The organism is Mycobacterium sp. ABE4_509, from assembly GCF_056160785.1.
The window spans coordinates 1-21,587 of sequence record NZ_JBSWXU010000065.1; the positions used below are offsets into that span (position 1 = coordinate 1).

General features: G+C 69.7%; 19 protein-coding genes. 11 read left to right on the forward strand and 8 right to left on the reverse strand.

The window, feature by feature from the left end:
- The 3 genes from ACXAID_RS15160 to ACXAID_RS15170 all read left to right on the forward strand — a co-directional run.
- Nucleotides 1-329, forward strand: a 329-nt coding sequence (locus ACXAID_RS15160) for a hypothetical protein (protein ID WP_475023032.1), incomplete at its 5' end; no start/stop codon positions are given.
- The gene (locus ACXAID_RS15165) at nt 262-1,755 is read left to right on the forward strand and encodes an AMP-binding protein (RefSeq protein ID WP_475023033.1); all 1,494 of its coding nucleotides are present in this window, start codon (nt 262-264) and stop codon (nt 1,753-1,755) included. The genes ACXAID_RS15160 and ACXAID_RS15165, both read left to right, overlap by 68 nt.
- Nucleotides 1,756-1,844: 89 nt before the next feature.
- On the forward strand, nt 1,845-2,537 hold the full coding sequence (locus ACXAID_RS15170) for a hypothetical protein (protein ID WP_475023034.1): 693 nt from the start codon (nt 1,845-1,847) through the stop codon (nt 2,535-2,537).
- 24 nt (nt 2,538-2,561) lie between these two features.
- Here ACXAID_RS15170 and ACXAID_RS15175 read toward each other — a convergent pair whose 3' ends face one another.
- Nucleotides 2,562-3,764 carry an acyltransferase family protein gene (locus ACXAID_RS15175; protein ID WP_475023035.1) on the reverse strand — a complete coding sequence of 401 codons (1,203 nt, stop codon included), beginning with the start codon at nt 3,762-3,764 and terminating at the stop codon, nt 2,562-2,564.
- Between the two features lie 185 nt (nt 3,765-3,949).
- Between ACXAID_RS15175 and pgfA the strand changes: the two genes are divergently transcribed.
- The gene (pgfA, locus tag ACXAID_RS15180) at nt 3,950-5,158 is read left to right on the forward strand and encodes a cell envelope lipid trafficking protein PgfA (protein WP_475023036.1); all 1,209 of its coding nucleotides are present in this window, start codon (nt 3,950-3,952) and stop codon (nt 5,156-5,158) included.
- Between the two features lie 47 nt (nt 5,159-5,205).
- The gene (locus ACXAID_RS15185; protein WP_475023037.1) at nt 5,206-6,981 is read left to right on the forward strand and encodes an MmpA family trehalose lipid delivery protein; all 1,776 of its coding nucleotides are present in this window, start codon (nt 5,206-5,208) and stop codon (nt 6,979-6,981) included.
- Here ACXAID_RS15185 and ACXAID_RS15190 read toward each other — a convergent pair.
- The 4 genes from ACXAID_RS15190 to ACXAID_RS15205 form a co-directional block, all read right to left on the reverse strand.
- Nucleotides 6,918-7,175: a hypothetical protein gene (locus ACXAID_RS15190; RefSeq protein ID WP_475023038.1), complete on the reverse strand. Its 258-nt coding sequence runs from the start codon at nt 7,173-7,175 to the stop codon at nt 6,918-6,920. The genes ACXAID_RS15185 and ACXAID_RS15190 overlap by 64 nt on opposite strands.
- Before the next feature lie 19 nt (nt 7,176-7,194).
- Nucleotides 7,195-8,052: an oxygenase MpaB family protein gene (locus ACXAID_RS15195; RefSeq protein ID WP_475023039.1), complete on the reverse strand. Its 858-nt coding sequence runs from the start codon at nt 8,050-8,052 to the stop codon at nt 7,195-7,197.
- Complete coding sequence (locus ACXAID_RS15200) at nt 8,049-8,273, reverse strand: hypothetical protein (protein WP_475023040.1); 225 nt, start codon at nt 8,271-8,273, stop codon at nt 8,049-8,051. Before ACXAID_RS15200 ends, ACXAID_RS15195 begins: the two co-directional genes overlap by 4 nt.
- 103 nt (nt 8,274-8,376) lie before the next feature.
- Nucleotides 8,377-9,537, reverse strand: coding sequence for a glycosyltransferase family 4 protein (locus ACXAID_RS15205; protein ID WP_475023041.1), 1,161 nt, complete (start codon nt 9,535-9,537; stop codon nt 8,377-8,379).
- Nucleotides 9,538-9,574: 37 nt separating this feature from the next.
- Here ACXAID_RS15205 and ACXAID_RS15210 point away from each other — a divergent pair, with 37 nt between their 5' ends.
- On the forward strand, nt 9,575-10,342 hold the full coding sequence (locus ACXAID_RS15210) for a class I SAM-dependent methyltransferase (protein WP_475023042.1): 768 nt from the start codon (nt 9,575-9,577) through the stop codon (nt 10,340-10,342).
- Between the two features lie 54 nt (nt 10,343-10,396).
- Entirely contained in the window at nt 10,397-11,872 is a 1,476-nt protein-coding gene (locus ACXAID_RS15215) for an aldehyde dehydrogenase (protein ID WP_475023043.1), read from the forward strand.
- Between the two features lie 100 nt (nt 11,873-11,972).
- Here ACXAID_RS15215 and ACXAID_RS15220 read toward each other — a convergent pair whose 3' ends face one another.
- Nucleotides 11,973-12,503: a dihydrofolate reductase family protein gene (locus ACXAID_RS15220; RefSeq protein WP_475023044.1), complete on the reverse strand. Its 531-nt coding sequence runs from the start codon at nt 12,501-12,503 to the stop codon at nt 11,973-11,975.
- Nucleotides 12,504-12,777: 274 nt separating this feature from the next.
- Here ACXAID_RS15220 and ACXAID_RS15225 point away from each other — a divergent pair, with 274 nt between their 5' ends.
- From ACXAID_RS15225 to ACXAID_RS15235, 3 genes are read left to right on the forward strand one after another with little or no spacing between them, the layout of a single operon-like run.
- The gene (locus tag ACXAID_RS15225) at nt 12,778-13,617 is read left to right on the forward strand and encodes a 1-acyl-sn-glycerol-3-phosphate acyltransferase (RefSeq protein ID WP_475023045.1); all 840 of its coding nucleotides are present in this window, start codon (nt 12,778-12,780) and stop codon (nt 13,615-13,617) included.
- Nucleotides 13,618-13,620: 3 nt separating this feature from the next.
- Nucleotides 13,621-15,276: an acyl-CoA ligase FadD12 gene (fadD12, locus tag ACXAID_RS15230; protein ID WP_475023046.1), complete on the forward strand. Its 1,656-nt coding sequence runs from the start codon at nt 13,621-13,623 to the stop codon at nt 15,274-15,276.
- Complete coding sequence (locus ACXAID_RS15235; protein WP_475023047.1) at nt 15,269-16,537, forward strand: alpha/beta hydrolase; 1,269 nt, start codon at nt 15,269-15,271, stop codon at nt 16,535-16,537. The genes fadD12 and ACXAID_RS15235 overlap by 8 nt, the downstream gene beginning before the upstream one ends.
- A 25-nt stretch (nt 16,538-16,562) precedes the next feature.
- On the opposite strand, the gene ACXAID_RS15240 is transcribed toward ACXAID_RS15235, so the two are convergent.
- Together ACXAID_RS15240 and ACXAID_RS15245 are read right to left on the reverse strand one after the other, a co-directional pair.
- Entirely contained in the window at nt 16,563-17,984 is a 1,422-nt protein-coding gene (locus tag ACXAID_RS15240) for a WS/DGAT/MGAT family O-acyltransferase (protein ID WP_475023048.1), read from the reverse strand.
- 23 nt (nt 17,985-18,007) lie between these two features.
- On the reverse strand, nt 18,008-19,231 hold the full coding sequence (locus tag ACXAID_RS15245) for an alpha/beta hydrolase fold domain-containing protein (RefSeq protein ID WP_475023049.1): 1,224 nt from the start codon (nt 19,229-19,231) through the stop codon (nt 18,008-18,010).
- A gap of 170 nt (nt 19,232-19,401) precedes the next feature.
- Between ACXAID_RS15245 and ACXAID_RS15250 the strand changes: the two genes are divergently transcribed.
- Nucleotides 19,402-21,579 (forward strand): acyl-CoA dehydrogenase, encoded by a 2,178-nt coding sequence (locus tag ACXAID_RS15250; protein WP_475023050.1) that lies wholly within the window; start codon nt 19,402-19,404, stop codon nt 21,577-21,579.
- The last annotated feature ends 8 nt before the right edge of the window (nt 21,580-21,587 follow it).

The following is a 21,587-nucleotide window of genomic DNA, read 5'->3' on the forward strand; positions in this document are numbered from 1 at the left end:
GGCGCGAGCGGCTCTGGCGCCGCGCGCTGACCGGCACCGCGGCGGGCGGCCTCATCCTGGCCGGCGCGGTGCTGAGCCAGAATCCGTGGCGCTCGGTGGACGGCTACGTCGGACACTCCGCCGGGGTGCAGCTGCTGGCGCTGCTTTCGGTGATCGCCGTCGCCGTTTCCGTTGCGGTGCCGATGCACCCGCGCACCCCGGGCGGCGAGGACCTCGCCGAATCCGGCCATGAGCCCGGGGCTTCCGGCCAAGATGGAGACCATGATCGCCCCGACACCCGTCCCCCCGATCGGCACCCAGGTATCGGGGCTGGCCGCGCAGGACCCTGACGCCGCGGCGGTGACGTGCGCCGGCGTCACCGTCACCCGGGCCGAACTCGACGCGACGACCAACCGCCTCGCCCGGGCCTTCGCGTCGCTGGGCGTCGGCGTCGGCGACTACGTCACGATCGTGCTGCCCAATTCGCTGGACTGGGTGTACGCGGTGCTGGCCTGCTGGAAGCTCGGCGCGACCCCGCAACCGTTGTCGGCGCGGCTGCCCGACGCCGAACTGGCGGCGCTGCTGGAGCTGCGCCGGCCCGCACTGCTGGTCGGCCGAGAAGACCCGACCGGCCGCACCGCGCACGTCGGCACCGACGTCGCGGCCGGTTTCGCCGCCGACCCGCTGCCCGAGGCGGTGTCTCCGGTGTGGAAATCGATGGCCTCGGGGGGCAGCACCGGGCGCCCCAAGCTCATCGAGGCCGGAGGTGACAGCAGGATCCCGGCCGCCATCGGCTCACCGCTGGGCGCGGAGCCCGGCGACGTCACCCTGGTCTCGGTTCCGTTGAGCCACAACACCGGTTTCACCACGTTCGCGATCGGCCTGCTGCAGGGCCACCACCTGGTGGTGATGCCGCGTTTCGAACCGCACGAGTTCCTGCGTCTGGTCACCGAACACCGGGTGACGTTCCTGACCACCGTCCCGACCATCATGCAGCGGCTGCTTCCGGCGTACCGCTCGGATCCGGGCGCCTACGATCTGTCCTCGATCCGGCGCTTCTGGCATCTGGCCGCGCCGTGCCCTCCTGCGGTCAAACACGCCTGGATCGAGCTGCTGGGCCCCGAAGTTGTATGGGAGCTCTACGGCGGCACCGAATTACAGGCGCTGACATTCATCTCCGGCGAGCAGTGGCTGGCCCATCCGGGGTCGGTCGGGGTGGTCGTCGCAGGCGAGATGAAGGTGCTCGACGAACACGGACGGGAGTGCCCGCCCGGGGTGCCCGGCGAGATCTACATGCGCCCGGCGCCGGGTGCCCGACCCACCTACCGCTACATCGGTAGTGCGGCCAACAGCCGGGACGGCTGGGACTCCCTGGGCGACCTGGGCTGGTACGTCGACGTCGGCGACCAGCGCTACTTCTATCTCAGCGACCGCAGGGTCGACATGTTCACCGTGGGCGGCCGCAACGTCTATCCCGCCGAGATCGAGTCGGCGCTGGCCGAGCATCCAGAGGTGTTGTCCAGCTTGGCAGTCGGGCTGCCCGACCCGAACTCCGGTGATCTGGGCCAGGTTCCACACGTCATCGTGCAGGCGACCCCCGGGGCGGAGCTGACCGAGGACGCCGTCCGTGTCTTCCTCTCCGAGCGCCTCGCGTCCTACAAACTGCCGCGCTCGGTGGAGTTCACCGACCGGCCGCTGCGCGACGATGCGGGCAAGGCACGCAGGTCGGCGGTCCGCGACGAGGTGATCTCGCGGCGGGCCGCGGAATCGGGTTAGGCGCGGCGGGTGACGGCGGCGTCTCATTCGGGTTGAGGAGTGGTGTCACACAGTTGTTCTCCCGTCCGCGACTGGCCATCATCAGTCGGGTGACATCCCGGTCAGCGACGACGGACATCCGGCTCGCCGCTCGTTTCGCCGCTCTCGCCTCGCTCGGGGCCGCGGTCATCCACGTCGCCGTCGCCCCGGCGCACTGGCACGAATGGATGCCCGCCGGCCTGTTCTTCGTCGGCGTCGCGTTGTTTCAGCTGACCTGGGCGGCCGCAGTGCTGATCCGGGGCACCCCGGCGGTGCTGGCCGCGGGAATCCTGCTCAACGCCGGGGCCATCGCGCTGTGGGCGCTGTCGCGCACCGCAGGAGCACCGGCCGGCCCACACGCCGGCGAACCCGAGCTCATCCAGGCGGCCGACCTGTGCGCGCTGCTGCTCCAGATCTACGTCGTGATGGGCGCCGGCTGGGTCTGGTACCGCGGTCGTCACGCCGCGCCGATACCCGCTTTTGCGCACTCGGTGGTGCTGCTCGGCGCGGTGGGGGTCGTGTCGTTGGCGTCCACCGTCGGCGTCGCCTCGGGTCTGCAGCACGGCCACCATCCGTCGGCCGGCGCGGAAACCGGCCAGCACGGATCGGACACCGGCCATGCCGGCGAGCACCACAGCACCCACCCGGCACCGCAGCCTGACATCGCCATGCCACTCGGAACACCACCGGGACCGGCTCCGGCGCCCGCGCCGGACCCGCCCGCACAGCCGCTGCTCGACACCCACGCCGACCACGACCACTGACCGACGCCGGTCGGCGCCACGCGGTCAGCGCGCGACGGCGGGCTCGATCTGTTCGGTGACGCTGCTGTCCAGCGGCGTCGGGTCGTTGCGCCGCTCCCAGCGGCGCAACGCGTTGCGGCACGGCGACTCGATCAACCCGTAGCTGACCGCCGCGATCGCGAAGCCGAACACCACCGTGAGCACCAGCACCACGGTGAAGTGCCCGTTGAACGCGAACTCCCCGATCATCGGGAACACCATGGCCAGCGCAGCGAGATGCCACACGAACAGCCCGTAGGACCAGCGGCCCAGCGTCACCATCGTGTCGCTGCCCAGCAACCGGTGTGAGGTGTCGGGGCGGTCCAGCACCAGCGGCGCCAGCAGCGCGCAGGCCAGGATCGCCCCCATCGCCGTCTTCAGCGTCACCTGCCCGATCGAACCCGGGTGCAGCCCTTCCCGACCCGCCAGCGGCGACGCCGCGACGACGAACGCGGTGGCCGCGATCAGCGCCATCAGGATCCGGTGCCGGGCCAGCCGGTGCGGCCAGCCCACCTTGGTGACGGTCAGTTCGGCCAGCACCATGCCCGCGGCGAACCAGGAGAAGAAGGCCGGCGGCCAGTTCCACAGGTTGTGACCAGATCCGCCGTCGAACGGGATGTGCACCCACAGCAGGCTGGCCGCCGCGGTGGCCAGGATGACCGGGATCCGGGCCCGCACCGGCACCCTGCGGGCCAGCAGCGCCAGCAGCGGCAGCACCAGGTAGAAGCTCATCTCCACCGACAGGCTCCACATCTGGGTGAGACCGGCGGTCAGCGTCAGCGGGACGTAGATCTGGGTGAGCGTCAGGTTGGCCAGCCACACGGTCAGGTCGGCCTGCGCGTCGGGCAGCAGCGTCAGGATCACCACCACCGCGACCAGGTAGCCGGGCATGATCCGGACGATGCGCGACCGCAGATAGTGTCCGGTCCTCGGCCGGTCACGCAGACCGCGTGCGGCGGCGGCGTGCCCGCGCCACAGCAGGAATCCCGACAGCGCGAAGAACACGGCCACCGCCAGGTCGAAGCGGCCGAGCAGCCGCCCGGTCATCCCGGTGGTGTGGCCGGTCTGGAATGCCACATGGGTGACGACGACACCGACCGCCGCGCAGGCGCGCAGTCCCTCCACGGCCGGCAGGAAGCCGCGCGTCCCCCCGACGGCGTCCCCGGAACCGCCGGGATCGGCGTCCGTCGGCGTCACGGGTGCGGTCACGAACAACAGTGTGCCCGGGTCGCTCGGGCGCGGCGAAAACGGGTAGTCAACCCCCCGCGGCCCCGGGTCCGCCGGGAACGGCTCGTAGTAAGCGCCGACCTTAAGGTGGACTGTTAGGGTCGAACGAGTTTTGCCGCCACTGCCCAGGTCCGGGCTGGTGGCGGTACGCGAAGGGAGACACGGTATTGAACCGCGCAGTTGCGCTGAGGGTCGCCGCGTGCGCAATCATGGGCCTGGGGGCCGCGCTGCTCATCGCCGCGTTGCTGCTGTCCACCTATACCAAGAGCAACATCTCCAAGATCCCGCTGGACATCGACACCACATTGGTCAGCGACGGCAGGGGTACCGCGTTCGATCCCGCGTCGCTCCTCGGCGACCAGTTCGTGGTCAGCGAGGATGTTCCGCTGGTATTGCAGGAGCAGATCACGGTGGAGTCCCCGTCGAACGAGGACGTGGTGACCCTGCAGGTCGGCAGCTCGCTGCGGCGCACCGACCAGCAGCAGGAAAACGGCTTGCTGCTCGCGATGGTCGACACCGTGACGCTCAACCGCGAGACCGCGATGGCGGTGTCCAGTGACAGCAATCCCGGCGGCGCAGTGCAGAAGCCGCGCGCCATCGAGGACGAGGAGCCGCCCACCAACATCGCGCTGCCCCACGACGGGCTGGCCTACCGTTTCCCGTTCGAGACGGAGAAGAAGACCTATCCGTTCTTCGACCCGATCGCCCAGAAGGCCTTCGACGCCAACTACGACGGCGAAGAGGACGTCAACGGGCTGACGGCCTACCGGTTCACCCAGAACGTCGGGTTCGACGCCGACGGCGAGCTGGCCGACCCGGTCCCCTATGCCTCGCTCTACGACGACGAGGCCGACGCCAGGGTGACGGCGCCGGCACGGCTGTGGGGAATCGAGGCCGAGGACCCCGAGGAACAGATCACGATGTCGCGGTACTACGCCGCGCAGCGCACTTTCTGGGTCGATCCGGTGTCGGGAACCATCGTCAAGCAGACCGACCGCGGCTATCACTACTACGCCCGCGAGGCGTTGCAGCCCGAGGTCACGTTCGTCGACTACACCGTGACCACCAACGAGGAATCGGTCGAGTCTCAGGTCGCCGCGGCGCGCGATGAGCGCGACCGGCTCGCGCTGTGGGGCCGCATCCTGCCGATCACGTTCACCGCGCTGGGCTTGATCGCGCTGGTCGGCGGAGCGCTGCTGGGCGTGTTCAGCCTGCGCGCGGAGTCACTGCTGATCGACCCGGGCCTCGACGACACCGGCGGCCGGTTCTTCGGTCACCGCGACGACGAGGGCGAGCCCGTTCCGGGCGCCGAGGCCAAGACCGAGAAGCTGCCCGCGCAGCGCCCGTCGGACCTGCCCCCGGACAGACCGGGCTGATCAGCCGGTTCGTTCCGCCGGCCTACGCGCTGGCGCTGACCCTGGCGGTGACCGGGCCGTTGCTGTCACCGGGCTATCTGCTGCTCCGTGATGCGGTGTCGACGCCGCAGTCCTACCTGACCGACGCCGCGCTGGGGTTGACCCAGGCCGCCCCGCGCGCGTTGCCGCAGGACTTCGCCGTGGCTTTGGCCTCCAAGCTGGTCGACGGCGGGGTGGTGGTCAAGGCACTGCTCGTCCTCGGGCTGTGGCTGGCCGGTTACGGTGCCGCGCGGCTGGTGCGGTTCGTCCTGCCCGACGCCGGTGTGGCCTCTCAATGTGCGGCGGTCACGGTGGCGATCTGGAATCCGTACGTCGCCGAGCGGCTCCTGCAGGGCCACTGGAGCCTGCTGGTGGGCTACGGCTGCCTGCCCTGGGTCGCGCTGACCGTGCTCTCCCTGCGAGCGCCTTCGGCTCCGCTGGCTTCGCCGCCGACCGGGCCAACTCTTTCGGCTCCGCCGAAGTGGCATTCCGGCAGCGAAAGTGCGAGACGACGCCTGCCGGAATGCCGTTTCGGCGAGGTGGGGGCGCTGGTGTTCTGGATCGCGCTGGCCGGGCTGACCCCGACGGGGCTGATGCTGGCCGCCGTGGTGGCCCTGGCCTGTTCGACGGCACGCGGCGGGGGGCGGTCCCGGCTGTTCTGCGCGGCGCTGAGCGCGGCCGCAGCTCTCGGGGCTGCCCTGCCCTGGCTGGTGGCCACGCTGGTGGCACCCGGATGGGCGACGCAGACCGCCGCCCAGGAGACCGGGGTGACAGCGTTCGCGGCGCGCGCCGAACCTGGCCTGGGAACCCTGGGCAGCCTTGCCGGCCTCGGCGGCATCTGGAACGCAGAGGCGGTACCACCCTCCCGGACAACCGCTTTCGCGGTGCTGGCGACTGCGGTGCTGCTGGCCGTCGTCGCAGTGGGGGTGCCGCTGCTGGCGCGCCGGAGGGTCGCAACGCCACTGCTGGTCATCGCCGTCGCCGCGGTCGTGGTGCCGGCGCTGCTGGCGACCGGTCCCGGTCTGGCCCTCCTCGAATCCGCGATCCGGGTGGCACCCGGGCTGGGGGTGCTGCGCGACAGCCAGAAGTGGGTGGCTCTCGCGATGCCGGCGTACACGTTGGCCGGTGCGGCAACCGCAATCACGCTGCGACCGCGGATTCCCGCCGTGGCGACGGCGGCGGTGTGTGCTGCGGCGGTGGTGGCGACGCTGCCGGACCTGGCGTGGGGAGTCGGGGGCCGGCTGGCCCCGGTGCGCTACCCGGCCGGCTGGCCGGCTGCGGCGGCGCTGATCGACCGCGACCCCGGACCCGTCGCGGTGCTGCCGGTCGACAGCATGCGCCGGTTCGCTTGGGCCGGCGACGCTCCGGTGCTCGACCCGCTACCGCGGTGGGTGCGTGCCGACGTGCTCAGCACCGGCGATCTCGTCATCGCCGGCGAGCTCATCCCGGGCGAGGGGACTCGAGCCCGCCAGGTGCAGCGGTTGCTGCTCGGCGGGGCCGACGCCGATCAGCTGGCGCAGGCCGGGGTGCGCTGGGTGGTCGTCGAGGAGTCCGAAGGATCCGGCAGCGAACCGCTGGCGCTGCCGCAGGCCTACCGCGACGCCGACATCACCGTCTACGCGGTGGGCGGGAACAGCCCTGCCGCACAACACCGGACGCTGATGCTGGCCGCACACGGGGTCTGGCTGGCACAACTGGCTGCCGGCCTGGTGGCGATGTTGGCCGCCCGCCGGCGGCCGGGTCAGACCCCGCACACCGCGGGCAACAGCAGGAAAGCCGGCCACAAGCCCGCGACCAGCAGATAGCCGGCCATCTCGCCGCCGGCCGGCAGAATGGGGCTGACCAACGATTCGATGTGGCGGACCTGTTCGATGTGGAAGAACGCGAACACCAACCCGATGATCACGTAGGGAATTCCGAGCCACAGCCCGAACTCGGACATGTCGGCCACGCTGACCCGCCGGCTCAGTGCCCGGCGGGTGGTCGTCCTGATGCCCATCGACCCTGCAACCTCTCCCTCAGACCAGCCGGTGCTGGCGGCGCACGCGCATCCGGACGTCGGCGAGCAGGAGGTGACTGCCGCCCTGGCGGATGAAGCCGGGCAGAAACCGGTTGCCGAACGCCACGAACAGGAACAGCCGCTCGAACAGCTGCTGCCGCACGGGCCCCCACCGAAGGCCGAGCGCATCACGGAACACCGGCGCCAGAAAGCCGGTGGTGAGGAATTTCAGCAGCGGCCGAAAAGGCAGCCCCAGAAGTGGATTGATCATCCGGAGGTTGATCAGGTCGAGCAGGTACGCACGTACCACGTCGTCGACGCTGACCTGCCCGCAGGCGTCATCCCAGTAACGGTCGAAATCCGCCCGGGTGGGCGGCCACTGGTCGTCGGTCACCTGCAGCGTGGTGCCCAACGGCCAGGCCGAACGGTAGAACTGCTCGGCCTGCTCGGCGGTCATCTCACCGCGCAGCAGCTGATAGGTGTCCTCCAGGCCGACGAACAGGCAGGCCGCCACCCACATCTGCAGGTCCCGATCGAATGCGTTGTAGCGCACCGGGCTCGACGGGCCGGACTGCACCTGCCGGTGCGCACCGTTGACCGCTTCGCGGTAGGCCGCGCGGTCGTCGTCGGAACCGAACACCGCGACCGCCAGGTACTGGAACGTGGTGCGGGCCCGCTTCCACGGGTGTTTCATCAGGCTGCCGGACTCGACCTTGCTCTCGACCACACCGTGACCGACACCCGGGCGCGACAACTGCATCACCACGTTGGCCGCGCCGGCGGCGAACGACCAGAAATCCATCGCGTCGCCGGCACTGACGGGGCCGTCGTTCCAGCGTGCCGTGCGCCGGGTGATCTCGATGCGGGTGCCGGTCATGCCGGGCACGCGCTGGCGACCAGCAGCACCGGCCAGAACGCGATGCCTCCCACCAGTGCTGCCACCTTCTCGAGTCCGTGCACACCGGCGAGGTGTTCGGGATGGGTCAGGGTCCAGACGACACCGAGCACGAAATGCGGGATGTGCACCAGGATCGCCAGACCTATCCATTCGGCGATGGTCATCTCGTAGTCGAAGATCCGGCGCAACACGCTGACCATGGTCACTATGTTAATGACGATATGAGCTCATGTCTGCCATAACCGGCGATGTGTTCCCATGTGAATGGGTCGGCACCCGCACTCGTTGTGAACGCCCCGGTGATCAGACCATGCCGGCGGTGAGACGTCCTGCGTGCACCGACCCGAGCACATCCAGCATCGCGTCGGCACTCTGCCGCCAGGAGAACTCACCGCTGCGCACCTGGGCTTTGGCGCCCAGCTGTTCGCGCAGCACCCGATCACACAACAGCCGGTGCAGGCCGTCGACCAGGCCGTCGCCGTCGTCGACGAGCAGACCGGTCACACCGTCGACGATCGAGTCCGTCAGCCCGCCCGAGGACCGGTACCCGATGGTCGGAACCCCGTGCTGGGCGGCCTCCACCACCGCCAGCCCCCAGCCTTCCTTGCGGGACGGCAGGACGTGCACCCAGCTGCGTTGCAGCACCGCGTGTTTGGCGGCGTCGTCGACATGGCCGTGGAACGTCACGGCGTCCGAGATCCCGAGTTGGCGGGCACGGTCGACCAGCGGCTGCGCCCACCAGCCCCCGCCCAGCACGTCGAGGTGCACGTCCGGCACCCGCGCCCGCAGCCGGGCGACCGCATCCAGGGCGTCCTCGATCTGCTTGTGCGGCACCAGCCGGGACAGCACAACCACCCGCGGGGTGGGCGAGCGCTGCGCGTTCAACGTGTCGACCGGAGCCGCGTCGACCCCGTTGCGCACGATCGCGATGTGCCCGGCCGGTGTGCCGAGCTCGACCAGATCCCGCGCCGACGGCAGCGACACCGTGACGTACTGGTTGCGGCGGTGCAGCCACGGCGACAGGCGCGATTCGACGAACCAGCCGATGCGGCCCCGCACCCGGCCGGCCACCGGCCACTGTTCGCGGTGGCAGTGGTGCACCAGCACGACGACCCGCTGTCCGTAGGCCAGCCGGGCGCAGAACGGCAGGCCGTTCTGGGTGTCGACGACGACGTCGGGGCGTACCCGCCGCAGCGGCCCCAGCCCGATGCGGGCGGCCACCATGGCCAAACCGGCCCAGATGTACACCGTGTACGGCCCCCCGGAACGCTGGACCCGGACGCCGTCGACGACCTCGCGCCGTGGCGCTCCGCCGTAGCGGGCGGTCCGCAGTGTCACCCGGACTCCGGATGCGGCCAACTGGGCGCCGATGCGCTGCAGATAGGTCTCGCTGCCGCCGCCCTGCGGGTGCCCGGTGTCGCGCCAGCACAACAGCAGCACGGAGCGGACGGGCGGGGCGGACATCGCGTCAAGACTAACCGCCTCCCTAAGGTTGTCCCCGATGACGGCAACCGATCTGTTCGCACGGCGCGCGACGCTGTCGCGGTCCCTGCACCTGCTCGGACGGTTCCGTTTCGAACAGACCGACCCGGACCGGTTCTACGGCGCACTGGCCGCCGACACCGTCGCGTTGGTCAGCGACCTGTGGACGGCGCAGACCGCCACGACGCCCCTCGGCGCGACCGTCCTGGACGTCGGCGGCGGGCCGGGATATTTCGCGACGGCGTTCACCGAGGCCGGGATGCGCTACATCGGGGTGGAACCAGAGCCCCGCGAGATGCACGCCGCGGCGCCGCGCAGCCACCGCCGGGCCGGGATGTCCGTCCGGGCCTCGGGGATGGCGCTGCCGTTCGCCGACGGCAGCGTCGACGTGTGCCTGTCCTCCAACGTCGCCGAACACGTCCCGCAACCGTGGCGGCTGGGCGAGGAGATGCTGCGCGTCACCCGCCCCGGCGGGCTGGCGGTGCTGTCCTACACCGTCTGGCTGGGACCGTTCGGGGGGCACGAGACGGGGCTGGCCCACTACCTGGGTGGCCGGCGGGCGGCCGACCGGTACGCCCGCAAACACGGTCACAGACCCAAGAACGACTACGGCTCGTCGTTGTTCGCGGTGTCGGCGGCCGATGGGCTTCGCTGGGCCGCGGGCACCGGGGCTCTGGTCGCCGCATTTCCCCGCTACCACCCCCGATGGGCGTGGGGGCTGATGAAGGTGCCGGGCCTGAGGGAATTCACGGTGAGCAATCTGGTACTGGTGTTGCGTCCCGGCTGATCGCCCGACTGCAACAGGTTCTCGTTTTGCGCCGCGATCGGTACTGTGACGTTTATGACACAGAGCACGACGTTCAAGACCACCTGGGACAAGCTGTTCATCGGCGGCAAGTGGGTCGAACCGGCCACCGCCGAAGTCATCGAGGTGCACTCCCCCGCGACCGGCGAACTGGTCGGCAAGGTTCCGATGGCCTCGGCCGCCGACGTCGACGCCGCGTGCGCGGCGGCCCGCAAGGCGTTCGACGAGGGCCCGTGGCCGCAGATGTCGCCGGCCGAGCGCGCCGAGATCCTGGGCCGCGCGGTCAAGATCATGGAGGAGCGCGGTGACGAGCTGAAGTTCCTGCTGGCCGCCGAGACCGGCCAGCCCGCCACCATCGTCGACATGATGCAGTACGGGGCGGCGATGTCGGGCTTCCAGTTCTACGCGGGAGCGGCGGACAAGTTCACCTGGGAGGAGATCCGCGACGGGATCTACGGCCAGACGCTGGTGGTGCGCGAGCCGATCGGCGTGGTCGGTGCGGTCACCGCGTGGAACGTGCCGTTCTTCCTGGCCGCCAACAAGCTGGGTCCGGCGCTGCTGGCCGGCTGCACCGTGGTGTTGAAGCCGGCCGCCGAGACGCCGCTGTCGGTGTTCGCGATGGCGGAGATGTTCGCCGAGGCCGGCCTGCCCGAAGGCGTGTTGTCGATCGTGCCGGGTGGTCCGGAGACCGGTCGTGCGCTGACGGCCAACCCGAACCTGGACAAGTTCACCTTCACCGGATCCTCGACGGTGGGCAAGGAGATCGGCAAGATCGCCGCCGACCAGCTCAAGGCCTGCACGCTCGAACTCGGCGGGAAATCGGCGGCCATCATCCTCGAGGACGCCGACCTCGATTCGACGCTGCCGATGCTGGTGTTCTCCGGGCTGATGAACTGCGGACAGGCCTGCGTCGGGCAGACCCGCATTCTGGCGCCGCGGTCGCGCTACGACGAGGTGGTGGAGAAGTTGTCGGCGGCCGTCGCCGCGATGCCGGTGGGTCTGCCCGACGATCCAGGCGCCGCCATCGGCCCGCTGATCAGCGAAAAGCAACGTGAGCGCGTGGAGGGATACATCAAGAAGGGCGTCGAGGAGGGTGCCCGCCTGGTCACCGGTGGCGGCCGTCCCGAAGGCCTGGACAGCGGCTGGTTCGTGCAGCCGACCGTCTTCGCCGACGTCGACAACTCGATGACCATCGCCCAGGAGGAGATCTTCGGTCCGGTCCTGGCGGTGATCCCGTACGAGGACGAGGACGACGCGGTGCGCATCGCCAACGACTCGGTCTACGGCCTGGCCGGTTCGGTGTACACCACCGACAACGAGAAGGCGCTCAAGATCGCCCGCAAGATCCGCACCGGCACCTACGCGGTGAACATGTACGCGTTCGACCCCGGCGCGCCGTTCGGCGGGTTCAAGAACTCCGGCATCGGCAGGGAGAACGGCATCGAGGGCATCTCGGCGTACTGCGAACCCAAGAGCATCCTGCTGCCGTTCGGGTACACCCCCGCCGGCTGATCACCACCCGCGGCGACTTAGCACGCCGAGATCCGGCTTCTGCAGACCTTCAGTCGCGTTTTTCGCTGCAGAGGTCGGATTTCGGCGTCAAGGGCGGCGGTCAGCTCCGGCGCCACCGGACGCAGACGAAATCGCCGTTGACGGCCGAGTCCGCCAGCGCCCACTCCGACCTGACCGGCAGCACCGGCGAGCCGGCCCCGAGGGAGCACGGGGCGTAGGACACGATCATCTCGTCGATCAACCCCGCGGCGGCGAACTGTGCCGCGACCTCGCCGCCGCCCACCACCCACACGTCCTGCCCGCCCGCCGCCGACACCAGCGCCGGGTGCAGATCGGCGACGTCGCCGTCGAACGTCTGCACCGGATGGCCGGGGGCGACGATGCCGGGCCGGTGGGTCAGCACCCAGGACGGCTGCGGGTACATCCAGTCGCCGGGGTGGTTCGCCAGCAGCCACTCGTAGGTGGCGGCCCCCATCACCAGGGCGCCGACGGTGGTCATGAAGGGTTCGATTCCGTACGGGCCGCCGGGGTCGATGGCGCGTGAGGTCAGCCAGTCCAGGCCGGATCCCGCTTCGCGGTCGTCGACGATGTAGCCGTCCAGACTGGAAGCGGTGTAGTACACGGTGGCCATCTCGGTTCCTCACCCCGTGCGCGAACCGGAGAACTGGATTTTCATGCTATGGCGGAATCCCCGACCAGGTTCCGCCATAGCACCTAGCAAGCTACCGCGACGGCCACGGGGTGCGTCGCGTTTCGGTGGCAAAGCCACCTGTTCGGCTCGGCGCGGTGACAGGATGCCAACCGAGGCTGTGGCAGCCCCCGGTTGACCGCTGCGCGGGGTGGGTAGACTCAGCAAAACTAGAACACGTTCCAATCTGACGTCTTGTCCTTCGAGGGAGCCGGCCATGAGCGCGTCCGACAGCACGCCGACCGAGATCACGCCGTCCGAGATCACGCCGTCCGAGATCACAAAGTGGGATCCGGCGCTCACCGAACGGGTGATGGGCGTGCTGCGCCCCTTCCTCAAGGGCTACCACCGGGCCGAGGTGCGCGGCCTGGACAGCTTCCCGGCCGGCGGCGCGCTGGTGGTGGCCAACCACTCGGGCGGGCTGTTCGCGATGGACGTACCGGTGTTCGCCTCCGGCTTCTACGAGGAGTTCGGCTACGACCGGCCGGTCTACACGCTGTCCCACGACATGCTGATGGTCGGCCCGTCGGCAACGTTCTTCAAGAAAACCGGCTTCATCCCCGCCAACCACGACAACGCCGACGAGGCACTGCGCTCCGGCGGGGTGGTGGTGGTCTTCCCCGGCGGCGACTACGACGTCTACCGCCCGACGCTGCACGCGAACAAGATCGACTTCAGCGGCCGTACCGGATATGTGAAGGCGGCGCTGAACTCCGGGGTGCCCATCGTGCCGACCGTCTCCATCGGCGGCCAGGAAGCCCAGCTGTTCCTCACCCGCGGCACCGAGATCGCCCGGGCGCTCGGCCCGATCGCGCGGGCGTTCCGGACCAAGATCCTGCCGGTGTCCTTCGGTTTCCCGTTCGGGTTGTCGGTGGTGCTGCCGGTCAACGTCCCGCTGCCGACCAAGATCACCATGCAGACGTTGCCGCCGATCGACATCGTCGAACAGTTCGGGGAGGACCCCGACATCGACGAAGTCGACGCCCATGTCCGGCAGGTGATGCAGCGGGCTCTCGACGAACTGGCCTCCGAGCGCCGACTGCCGGTGCTGGGCTGACGAATGGGCATCCTCGACCAGTTGACTCAGCCCTTGACCAAACCCCTCGGCCTGCTGTCCACCATGGCGCGCGCCGGCGTGATCGCGCCGCTGCGCCCCGACAAGTACCTGCGCATCGTGGATGCGATGCGGCGCGAGAACATGGCCATCACCTCCGGTTTCGCCGCCGCCGCGCAGCGCTGCGGCGACCGTGCCGGACTGGTGGACGAACTGGGCATCCTGACGTGGCGCCAGATCGACCGCCGCGCCGACGCGCTGGCCGCCGCGCTGCAGGCCCTGCCCGGCGGGCAGCCCCAGGTGATCGGATTGATGGCGCGCAACCACCGCGGGTTCGTCGACGCGCTGATCGCAGCCAACCGCATCGGGGCCGACGTCCTGCTGTTGAACACGTCGTTCGCGGGGCCGGCGATGGCCGAGGTCCTCGACCGGGAAGGCGCCGGGAAGTCCGTCGCGGTGATCTACGACCAGGAGTTCACCGAGGTGGTCGACCGGGCATTGCAGGCCCGGCCGGATGCCGCGCGAATCGTGGCGTGGACCGACGGGCCGGCTCAGTACCCGACCGTCGAGCGGCTGATCGCCGAGCACCACGGGCGCGAACCGCGCCGGGCCACCGCCAAGTCCCGGGTGATCCTGCTGACCTCTGGCACGACCGGAACCCCCAAGGGAGCCAGCCACTCCGGCGGGGACCCCGGTGTGCTCAAGGCGATCCTGGACCGGACCCCGTGGCGGGCCGAACAGCCGGTGGTGATCGTGGCGCCGATGTTCCACGCCTGGGGCTTCTCCCAGCTGGCGTTCGCGGCGTCGATGTCGTGCACGATCATCACCCGCCGCAAGTTCGACCCCGAGGCGACCCTGGAACTGGTCGACCGGCACCGGGCCACCGGTCTGTGCGTGGTGCCGGTGATGTTCGACCGCATCATGGACCTGCCCGAGGAGGTCCTCGACCGCTACAACGGGCGCTCGCTGCGCTTCGCCGCGGCATCGGGATCGCGGATGCGCCCCGACGTGGTGATCTCGTTCATGGATCGCTTCGGCGACATCATCTACAACAACTACAACGCCACCGAGGCCGGCATGATCGCGACGGCCACCCCGCGCGACCTGCGGGCGGCACCCGACACCGCGGGCAGACCGGCCGAGGGCACCGAGATCCGGATCCTCGACGATGAGCTGCGCGAGCTGCAGCCCGGCGAGGTCGGCGGCATCTACGTGCGCAACTCGACGCAGTTCGACGGGTACACCGAAGGTTCGCCGGGGCAGACCAAACAGTTCCACGACGGGTTCATGCGCTCGGGCGATGTCGGCTATCTCGACGACGCCGGTCGGCTGTTCGTGGTCGGCCGCGACGACGAGATGATCGTCTCCGGCGGTGAGAACGTCTACCCGATCGAGGTGGAGAAGACGCTGGCCAGCCACCCCGGCGTCGCCGAGGCCGCGGTGCTGGGCGTCGACGACGACAAATACGGTCAGCGCCTCGAGGCGTTCGTGGTCCTGACGCCCGGCGCGGCGGCCACCCCGGAAGACCTCAAGACCCACGTGCGCGATCACCTGGCCAACTACAAGGTGCCGCGGGCGATCACCGTGCTCGAGGCGCTACCCCGTAGCATCACCGGAAAGATCTCCCGTAAGGAATTGCAGGACCGCGCCCAGAATGGTTAGACCCCGACCGCTGCTTCGCGCCGTGGTGGAGTTGCTCAACGCCGCCAACGGCCTGCGCCCGTTGGGGCGCGAGGGCTACATCACCATCCCGGTGTTCATGTTCGGGTGGCCGACCTCGGAGATGTCGCCGCTGTACCTGGGCGGTTCGCTGCTCGACGCACTGCGCCGTGGCCTGCGAGGTGACTTCTCCGGTGTGCGGGGCCGGATCGCGTTCCTGCTCACCGCCATCGCGTGGGTGCTGCTGTGGCTGATCCACCGCCGCAACGTCGCCTCCCAACCCTATTTCGAGGATCCGCTGCGCGAAGCGCTCGGCGCGGACTACCAGGCGATCGCCGAGCAGGCCAAGTCGTCGCGGCGGCGCCGGGTCGGTGTCCCACCCAACGACGTGATCCGGCGCCGGTACGTGGGCAAGCTCGACACCGTGCAGTACGGCCCGCACGGTGCGGTCAACATGGCCGACATCTGGCGGCGCGCCGACCTGCCCCGGGACGGGAAAGCTCCGGTGCTGCTCCAGGTTCCCGGCGGCGCGTGGTCCATCGGCATGCGCCGGCCCCAGGCCTATCCGCTGCTGAGCCACCTCGCCGACCACGGCTGGGTGTGTGTGTCGATCGACTACCGGGTCAGCCCGCGCCACACCTGGCCCGACCACATCGTCGACGTCAAGCAGGCCCTTGCCTGGATCAAGGAACGCATCGGCGAGTACGGCGGCGATCCGGACTTCGTGGCCATCACCGGCGGTTCGGCCGGGGGGCATCTGTCCTCGCTGGTCGCGCTCACCGCCGACGACCCGCAATTCCAGCCGGGTTTCGAGGACGCCGACACCTCGGTGGTGGCTGCGGTGCCGATCTACGGGCGCTACGACTGGGTTTCGGCACTCGGCAGCGGCCGCAAGGAGTTCATCGCGTTCCTGCAGAAGTTCGTGACCAAGACGCCGATCGCCAGGCACCGGCAGGTCTACGTCGACGCGTCGCCGCTGTACCGGGTGCGCGCCGATGCGCCACCGTTCTTCATCCTGCACGGGCAGGACGATTCGATCATCCCGGTCGCCGAGGGACGCGAGTTCGCGGCCGCGCTGCGCGATGTGTCCACCTCACCGGTGGTGTACGCGGAGATCCCGCACGCCCAGCACGCGTTCGACTTCTACTACGGATCGCCCCGGGCTCACTACACCGCCCAGGCCGTGGAGGAGTTCCTGTCCTGGGTGGCGGCGACGCGGGGATCGGGCGCTGAGACTGCAGCCAGGCAGCAGAAGGCCGAGTAGTCCCCTGCTGGAATGCCGTTTCGGCTCAGCAGTTTTCCATAGCGGATTCGACCACGGTCAGCTCGGTGGACAGCCCTGCCGCGCTGCGGATCTCGATGAACGCCTCGACCAGCGCATCGGTGAGTTCGTGGGGGTCCGAGAGCGTCGTGCCGTCGGAGAGCACCGAGATGTTGATCTGGTCGACATAGCTCCACACGGTGATGTTGAGGCCGCTGCCCGCGGTCAGCGGCCCCACCGAGTAGATCTCGGTCACCAGTGCACCGCCCACCCGTGCCCGCTGGCGCGGACCGGGCACGTTGGAGATGGGCAGGTTCATCACCTTGTTCTGGCCGTCCTTGTTCGACAACCACCGGAACATCGCCTCCGCGGGGCCGGGCGGCAGGTACGACGACCACTGGCTGACCAGCTCCGGTCCGAGCAGGGTGTTGCTCTCCTTGCCTGCCGCGGCGGCGTCGTGGGCGGCCTGGACACGCTTCAGCGGATCCTCGACATCGACCGGCAGGCTGACCAGCACGCCGGTGAAGTAGTTGCCCGAGATCCGGTCCGGGGAGAAGTCGAAGCTGACCGGAACCGAGGCCAGCAGCGGGTGGTCGGACCGGTTGTCGTAGCGCAGCAACATCTTCCGCAGCGCACCGGCCGAGATCGACAGCACCATGTCGTTGATGGTGACGCCGAGATGCTTGCCGGTCTGTTTGACGTCGTCGAGCGACAGCGTCGCGGTCGCGAACCGGCGCGTCGCATCGATCATGTGGTTCATGAACGTCGGCGGCGGGGTGAAGGGGCGGGTCAGCTCCGGAGACAGCTTGTGCGGGCTCTGCCGCACCCGCCGCACCCCCTGCGCGGTGTAGCGCATGACCGAGGGCAGCTTGGCGATCTGCCGGAGATGGTCGGTGAAGGCGGTGCGCACCAACTCGCCCCGCGACGGGGCGGGGTCGGTGGCGTAGGAGTCCCGGTCGACCTGTAGACCTTCCTGCAGATCCATTCCGCGGGCCAGTAGGTTCGCCGAGGCCACGCCGTCGGCGAGGGCGTGGTGGATCTTGCCGAGCACCGCGATGCGCCCGCCTGCCAGGCCGTCGATCAGGTACATCTCCCACAGTGGCCGGCTGCGATCCAGCGGGGTGCTGGCCAGCCGTCCGACCGCCTCGTCGAGTTCACGCCGCCCGCCGGGGGCTTCCACCCGGCACGGCCGGACATGGTATTCGAGGTCGACTTCGGCGTTCTCCCGCCACATCGGGTGGTGGAACTTGAACGGGATGTCGATGAGCTCATAGCGGAACGGGTCGAGTTTGTAGAGCCGCCCATGGATGACCTGGCGCAACTGTTCGACACCGAACTGGGCGTCGCCGAGACCGTCGAGCTCGATCACCGCCAACTTGAGCGTGTGCATGTGCACGTTGGGGGTTTCGCTGTACAGCAGTACCGCGTCCCACCCGCGAAGCCTTTTCACCGCGACACCTCCTCGGAGGCGTCCTATATAACCTCTTTGGCCCCGATGAGGCTACGGTTTCGGTGGATGTGGTTGAGGAACAGGCCGATTGCGGTCGAGGCGGTGCCGGTGCGCGCACCGTCGGTCATGTCGAAGCCGTGGCCGGCGCCGGGCAGTTCGACGTAGCCGACCACCGAGCGCGACACCTCTTTGAGCCGGTCGACGAAGCTGCGCGCCTGGGCCACCGGGATCACGCTGTCGCCGGTTCCGTGCACGACCAGGAACGGCGGGGCGTCCGGGTGTACCCGCGCGATCGGGGACGCGTCGCGGAACACGTGTGGGTGCTTGTCGATCTTGCGCTTGACCACGACGCGCTCGAGGAAGTCGACAAAACGGACCCGCTCGACGGTGGAGCGGTCCTCCCAGTCGTAGCGCCCGTAGATTCCCACCACCGCATCGACGGAGGTGTCGGAGCCTTCCGGCAGCTCGTCCTGCATATCCGGATCGTTGGGCGTCAGCCCGGCCAGCGCGGCGAGGTGGCCGCCGGCCGAACATCCCGCCACCGCGACGAAATCGCGGTCGCCGCCGAACTTGTCGACGTTGGCCCTGGCCCACGCGATGGCGGTCTTCACATCGGTGATGTGCGCCGGCCAGCGGTTGTGCGGTGCCACGCGGTAGTCGATGGACAGACACACCCAGCCCTGCTGGGCCAGATGGGACATCAGGGCGTAGCCCTGCAGCATCCGGCTGCCGTGCACCCATGCCCCGCCGGGCACGAACAGCAGGACCGGCGCGGGCTGGGCCGGAAGGTCGTCACGGCGCCACACGTCGAGCAGCTGGGTGGGGCGCGGGCCGTAGCGCACCGAGGTCTTGTGCACGCTGCGCAGGTGTTCGCGCATCCGCCACACCGGCGGGGTGCGCTCCGGCAGCGGCCAGTCGATGTCCAGGTCGTTGGGCGACACCAGCCCCTTGAGCGCGGCCTCGGTGACCTCGTTCGTGCAGTCCCGTTCCGCGCGCTTGCGCTCGGTGTCGCTGGGCGCCGTCAGCGACCGGGCGGTCGCGCCGATGAAATCGGGGGCGTGACGCCCTCCCCAGATCGCCATCGCGGTCAGCACACCAAGCGGTTCAAGGTGTTTGCCGATCACCGGTAACGACGCGGAGGCGACGCTGGCAGCCAGCATGTAGTCGGCGGGGCCAGCCTTCAGCAACCATTGCAGGCGGCTGTTCAGCGTGGGGCCCGGAGGGCGAGACTCCGGTCGATCCGTCATTGCGCGAGCGTACCCCGATCCCCGCAACACAAACAGACAATCCGGACGAAGTTGTCTACCGTTTTTCAGCCGTGCCCATTTTGTGACGCCAGTCACACTGTGGCGACGCCGGGCGGGGTCGCGCTAGCTTCGTTTGACGACCGTCAACTCACACTGAAGAGGGTTTGAGCGTGATCAAGACCGCCGGCATCTCCGCATTGGCCATCACCGAGGAACATCAGGACCTGGCCGAAGCCGTGACCGGGCAGTTGACCCGGTTGCAGACGCTGGCCCAGGCCCGGGCCTCGCTGGACGGCGGACCGCACAACCCACCCGACATCTGGTCGGCGGCAACCGAACTCGGCTGGACAGGGCTGGCCGTCGCCGAGGACCACGGTGGGTCCGGGTTCGGCCTGGCCGAGCTCGCCGTGGTGCTCGAGTGCCAGGGGCGCCAGCTGTGCCCCGGCCCGTTCCTGCCCAGTGTGGCCGCGTCGGTGGTGATCGACCGGTGCGCCGGCGACGGCGTGCGCGCCGAACTCCTGCCCGGGCTGGCGGCAGGCCGGCGTGTCGCAGCCCTGGGCGTGTCGGGCAGCGTCTCGGTGGGCTCGGATCTGGTGCTCACCGGCGAACACCCGACCGTCCTCGGGGCGCCGGAGGCCGAGGTGCTGGTGCTCACCGCCGGCCCGGACGTCGTGATCGTCGACGCCACCGCCGAGGGGGTCACCGTCACGCCCCTGGAGACGCTGGACACCACCCGCAGTATCGGTTCGGTGGCGCTGCGTGACGTGCGGGTCCGCACCGACCGGGTGTTGCGCGGCGCGGCCCGCGGCGCCAGGACGGTGTGGCGGACCCTCGGCGCCGCCGAGTCTGTGGGGGTCGGGTGGGCCGCGTTGGAGATGTCGGTCGAGTACGCCAAGGTGCGCGAACAGTTCGGCCGGACCATCGGCACCTTTCAGGCGGTCAAACACCATGCCGCCAACATGCTCGTCGATGTCGAGGCGGCCACCGCCGCCACCTGGGATGCCGCCCGCGCCGAAGATCTGGAAAGCGCGTGGTTCGCCGCGGCGGTGGCGGCCGCGCTGGCCATCCGGGCCCAGGTATTCAACGCGCAGAACAATATTCAGCTGCACGGCGGAATCGGCTACACCTGGGAGCACGATGCTCACCTGTACCTGCGCCGCGCCCGCACCCTGGCCGCGCTGCTCGCCGACGGCGTCGATCCGCTCCTCGACGTCGTGGAAGGGCAGCGCAGCGGTCAGGCCCACGGCGCATCGTTCACCCTGCCGCCCGAGTCCGAGTCCTACCGCGCACCGGCCCGCGAGGCCGCAACCACGACACGCGCTCTGCCCGCCGCGCAACAACGCGATTTCCTGGTCGAGTCCGGCTATCTGGTGCCGCACTGGCCCACCCCGTGGGGACGCGGCGCCGACGTGCTCGAGCAACTCGTCATCGAGGAGGAGTTCGCCGGCGTCGAGCGTCCCGACATGGGCATCACCGGTTGGGTGGCGTTGACCATCGCCCAGGCCGGCACCGACGACCAGCGCGAACGGTGGGTGGAGCCGGTGCTGCGCGGGCAGGTGATGTGGTGCCAGCTGTTCTCCGAGCCCGGCGCCGGGTCCGACGCGGCGGCGGTGCGCACCTCGGCCAAGCGGGTCGACGGCGGCTGGCGGGTCACCGGGCAGAAGGTGTGGACCAGCCTGGCGCAGATGTGCCAGTGGGGGCTGGCCACCGTGCGCACCGACCCGGACGCCCCCAAACACGCGGGGGTGACGATGATGGCGATCGACATGACCGCCGACGGGGTCACGGTCAACCCGCTGCGGGGCCTGACCGGCGACTCGCACTTCAACGAGGTGTTCTTCGACGATGTCTTCGTCCCCGACTCCGATGTGGTCGGTGATGTGAACAAGGGCTGGCTGGTCGCCCGCGCGACGCTGGGCAACGAGCGCATCTCGATCGGCGGCGGGTCCGGGGCACCGACCGGGACCACCCCCGATCACCTGGTCAAGCTGCTGGACAGTTCCCCGGCGACGGCGGCGATGTACGTGCGCCGGGCCGGCGAGGTCATCGCCGAGATCCACACCCTGCGGCTGCTCAACCTGCGCCGCGCCACCCGCGCGATCGCCGGTGCCGAACCCGGCCCGGAGGGCAATGTGACCAAGCTGTTGGTCGCCGAGTCCGGGCAGCGGCTCACCGAGTTGGCCTTCGAACTGGCCGGCACGGCCGCGGTGGTGGAACAGACTCCCCAGCTGACCCGCAGCTACCTGGGCAACCGGGCGATGACCATCGCCGGCGGCACCTCCGAGATCACCCGCAACACCATCGCCGAGCGAATCCTGGGCCTGCCGCGCGATCCGTTGCTGCGGTGACCCGTCGC

Coding starts and splice junctions, on each gene's coding strand:
- ACXAID_RS15165 (WP_475023033.1), top strand. CDS start 262: ATGATCGCCCCGACACCCGTCCCCCCGATCGGCACCCAGGTATCGGGG.
- ACXAID_RS15190 (WP_475023038.1), bottom strand. CDS start 7,175: ATGGGCATCAGGACGACCACCCGCCGGGCACTGAGCCGGCGGGTCAGC.
- ACXAID_RS15195 (WP_475023039.1), bottom strand. CDS start 8,052: ATGACCGGCACCCGCATCGAGATCACCCGGCGCACGGCACGCTGGAAC.
- ACXAID_RS15200 (WP_475023040.1), bottom strand. CDS start 8,273: ATGGTCAGCGTGTTGCGCCGGATCTTCGACTACGAGATGACCATCGCC.
- ACXAID_RS15205 (WP_475023041.1), bottom strand. CDS start 9,537: ATGTCCGCCCCGCCCGTCCGCTCCGTGCTGCTGTTGTGCTGGCGCGAC.
- ACXAID_RS15210 (WP_475023042.1), top strand. CDS start 9,575: ATGACGGCAACCGATCTGTTCGCACGGCGCGCGACGCTGTCGCGGTCC.
- ACXAID_RS15215 (WP_475023043.1), top strand. CDS start 10,397: ATGACACAGAGCACGACGTTCAAGACCACCTGGGACAAGCTGTTCATC.
- ACXAID_RS15220 (WP_475023044.1), bottom strand. CDS start 12,503: ATGGCCACCGTGTACTACACCGCTTCCAGTCTGGACGGCTACATCGTC.
- ACXAID_RS15225 (WP_475023045.1), top strand. CDS start 12,778: ATGAGCGCGTCCGACAGCACGCCGACCGAGATCACGCCGTCCGAGATC.
- fadD12 (WP_475023046.1), top strand. CDS start 13,621: ATGGGCATCCTCGACCAGTTGACTCAGCCCTTGACCAAACCCCTCGGC.
- ACXAID_RS15235 (WP_475023047.1), top strand. CDS start 15,269: ATGGTTAGACCCCGACCGCTGCTTCGCGCCGTGGTGGAGTTGCTCAAC.
- ACXAID_RS15245 (WP_475023049.1), bottom strand. CDS start 19,231: ATGACGGATCGACCGGAGTCTCGCCCTCCGGGCCCCACGCTGAACAGC.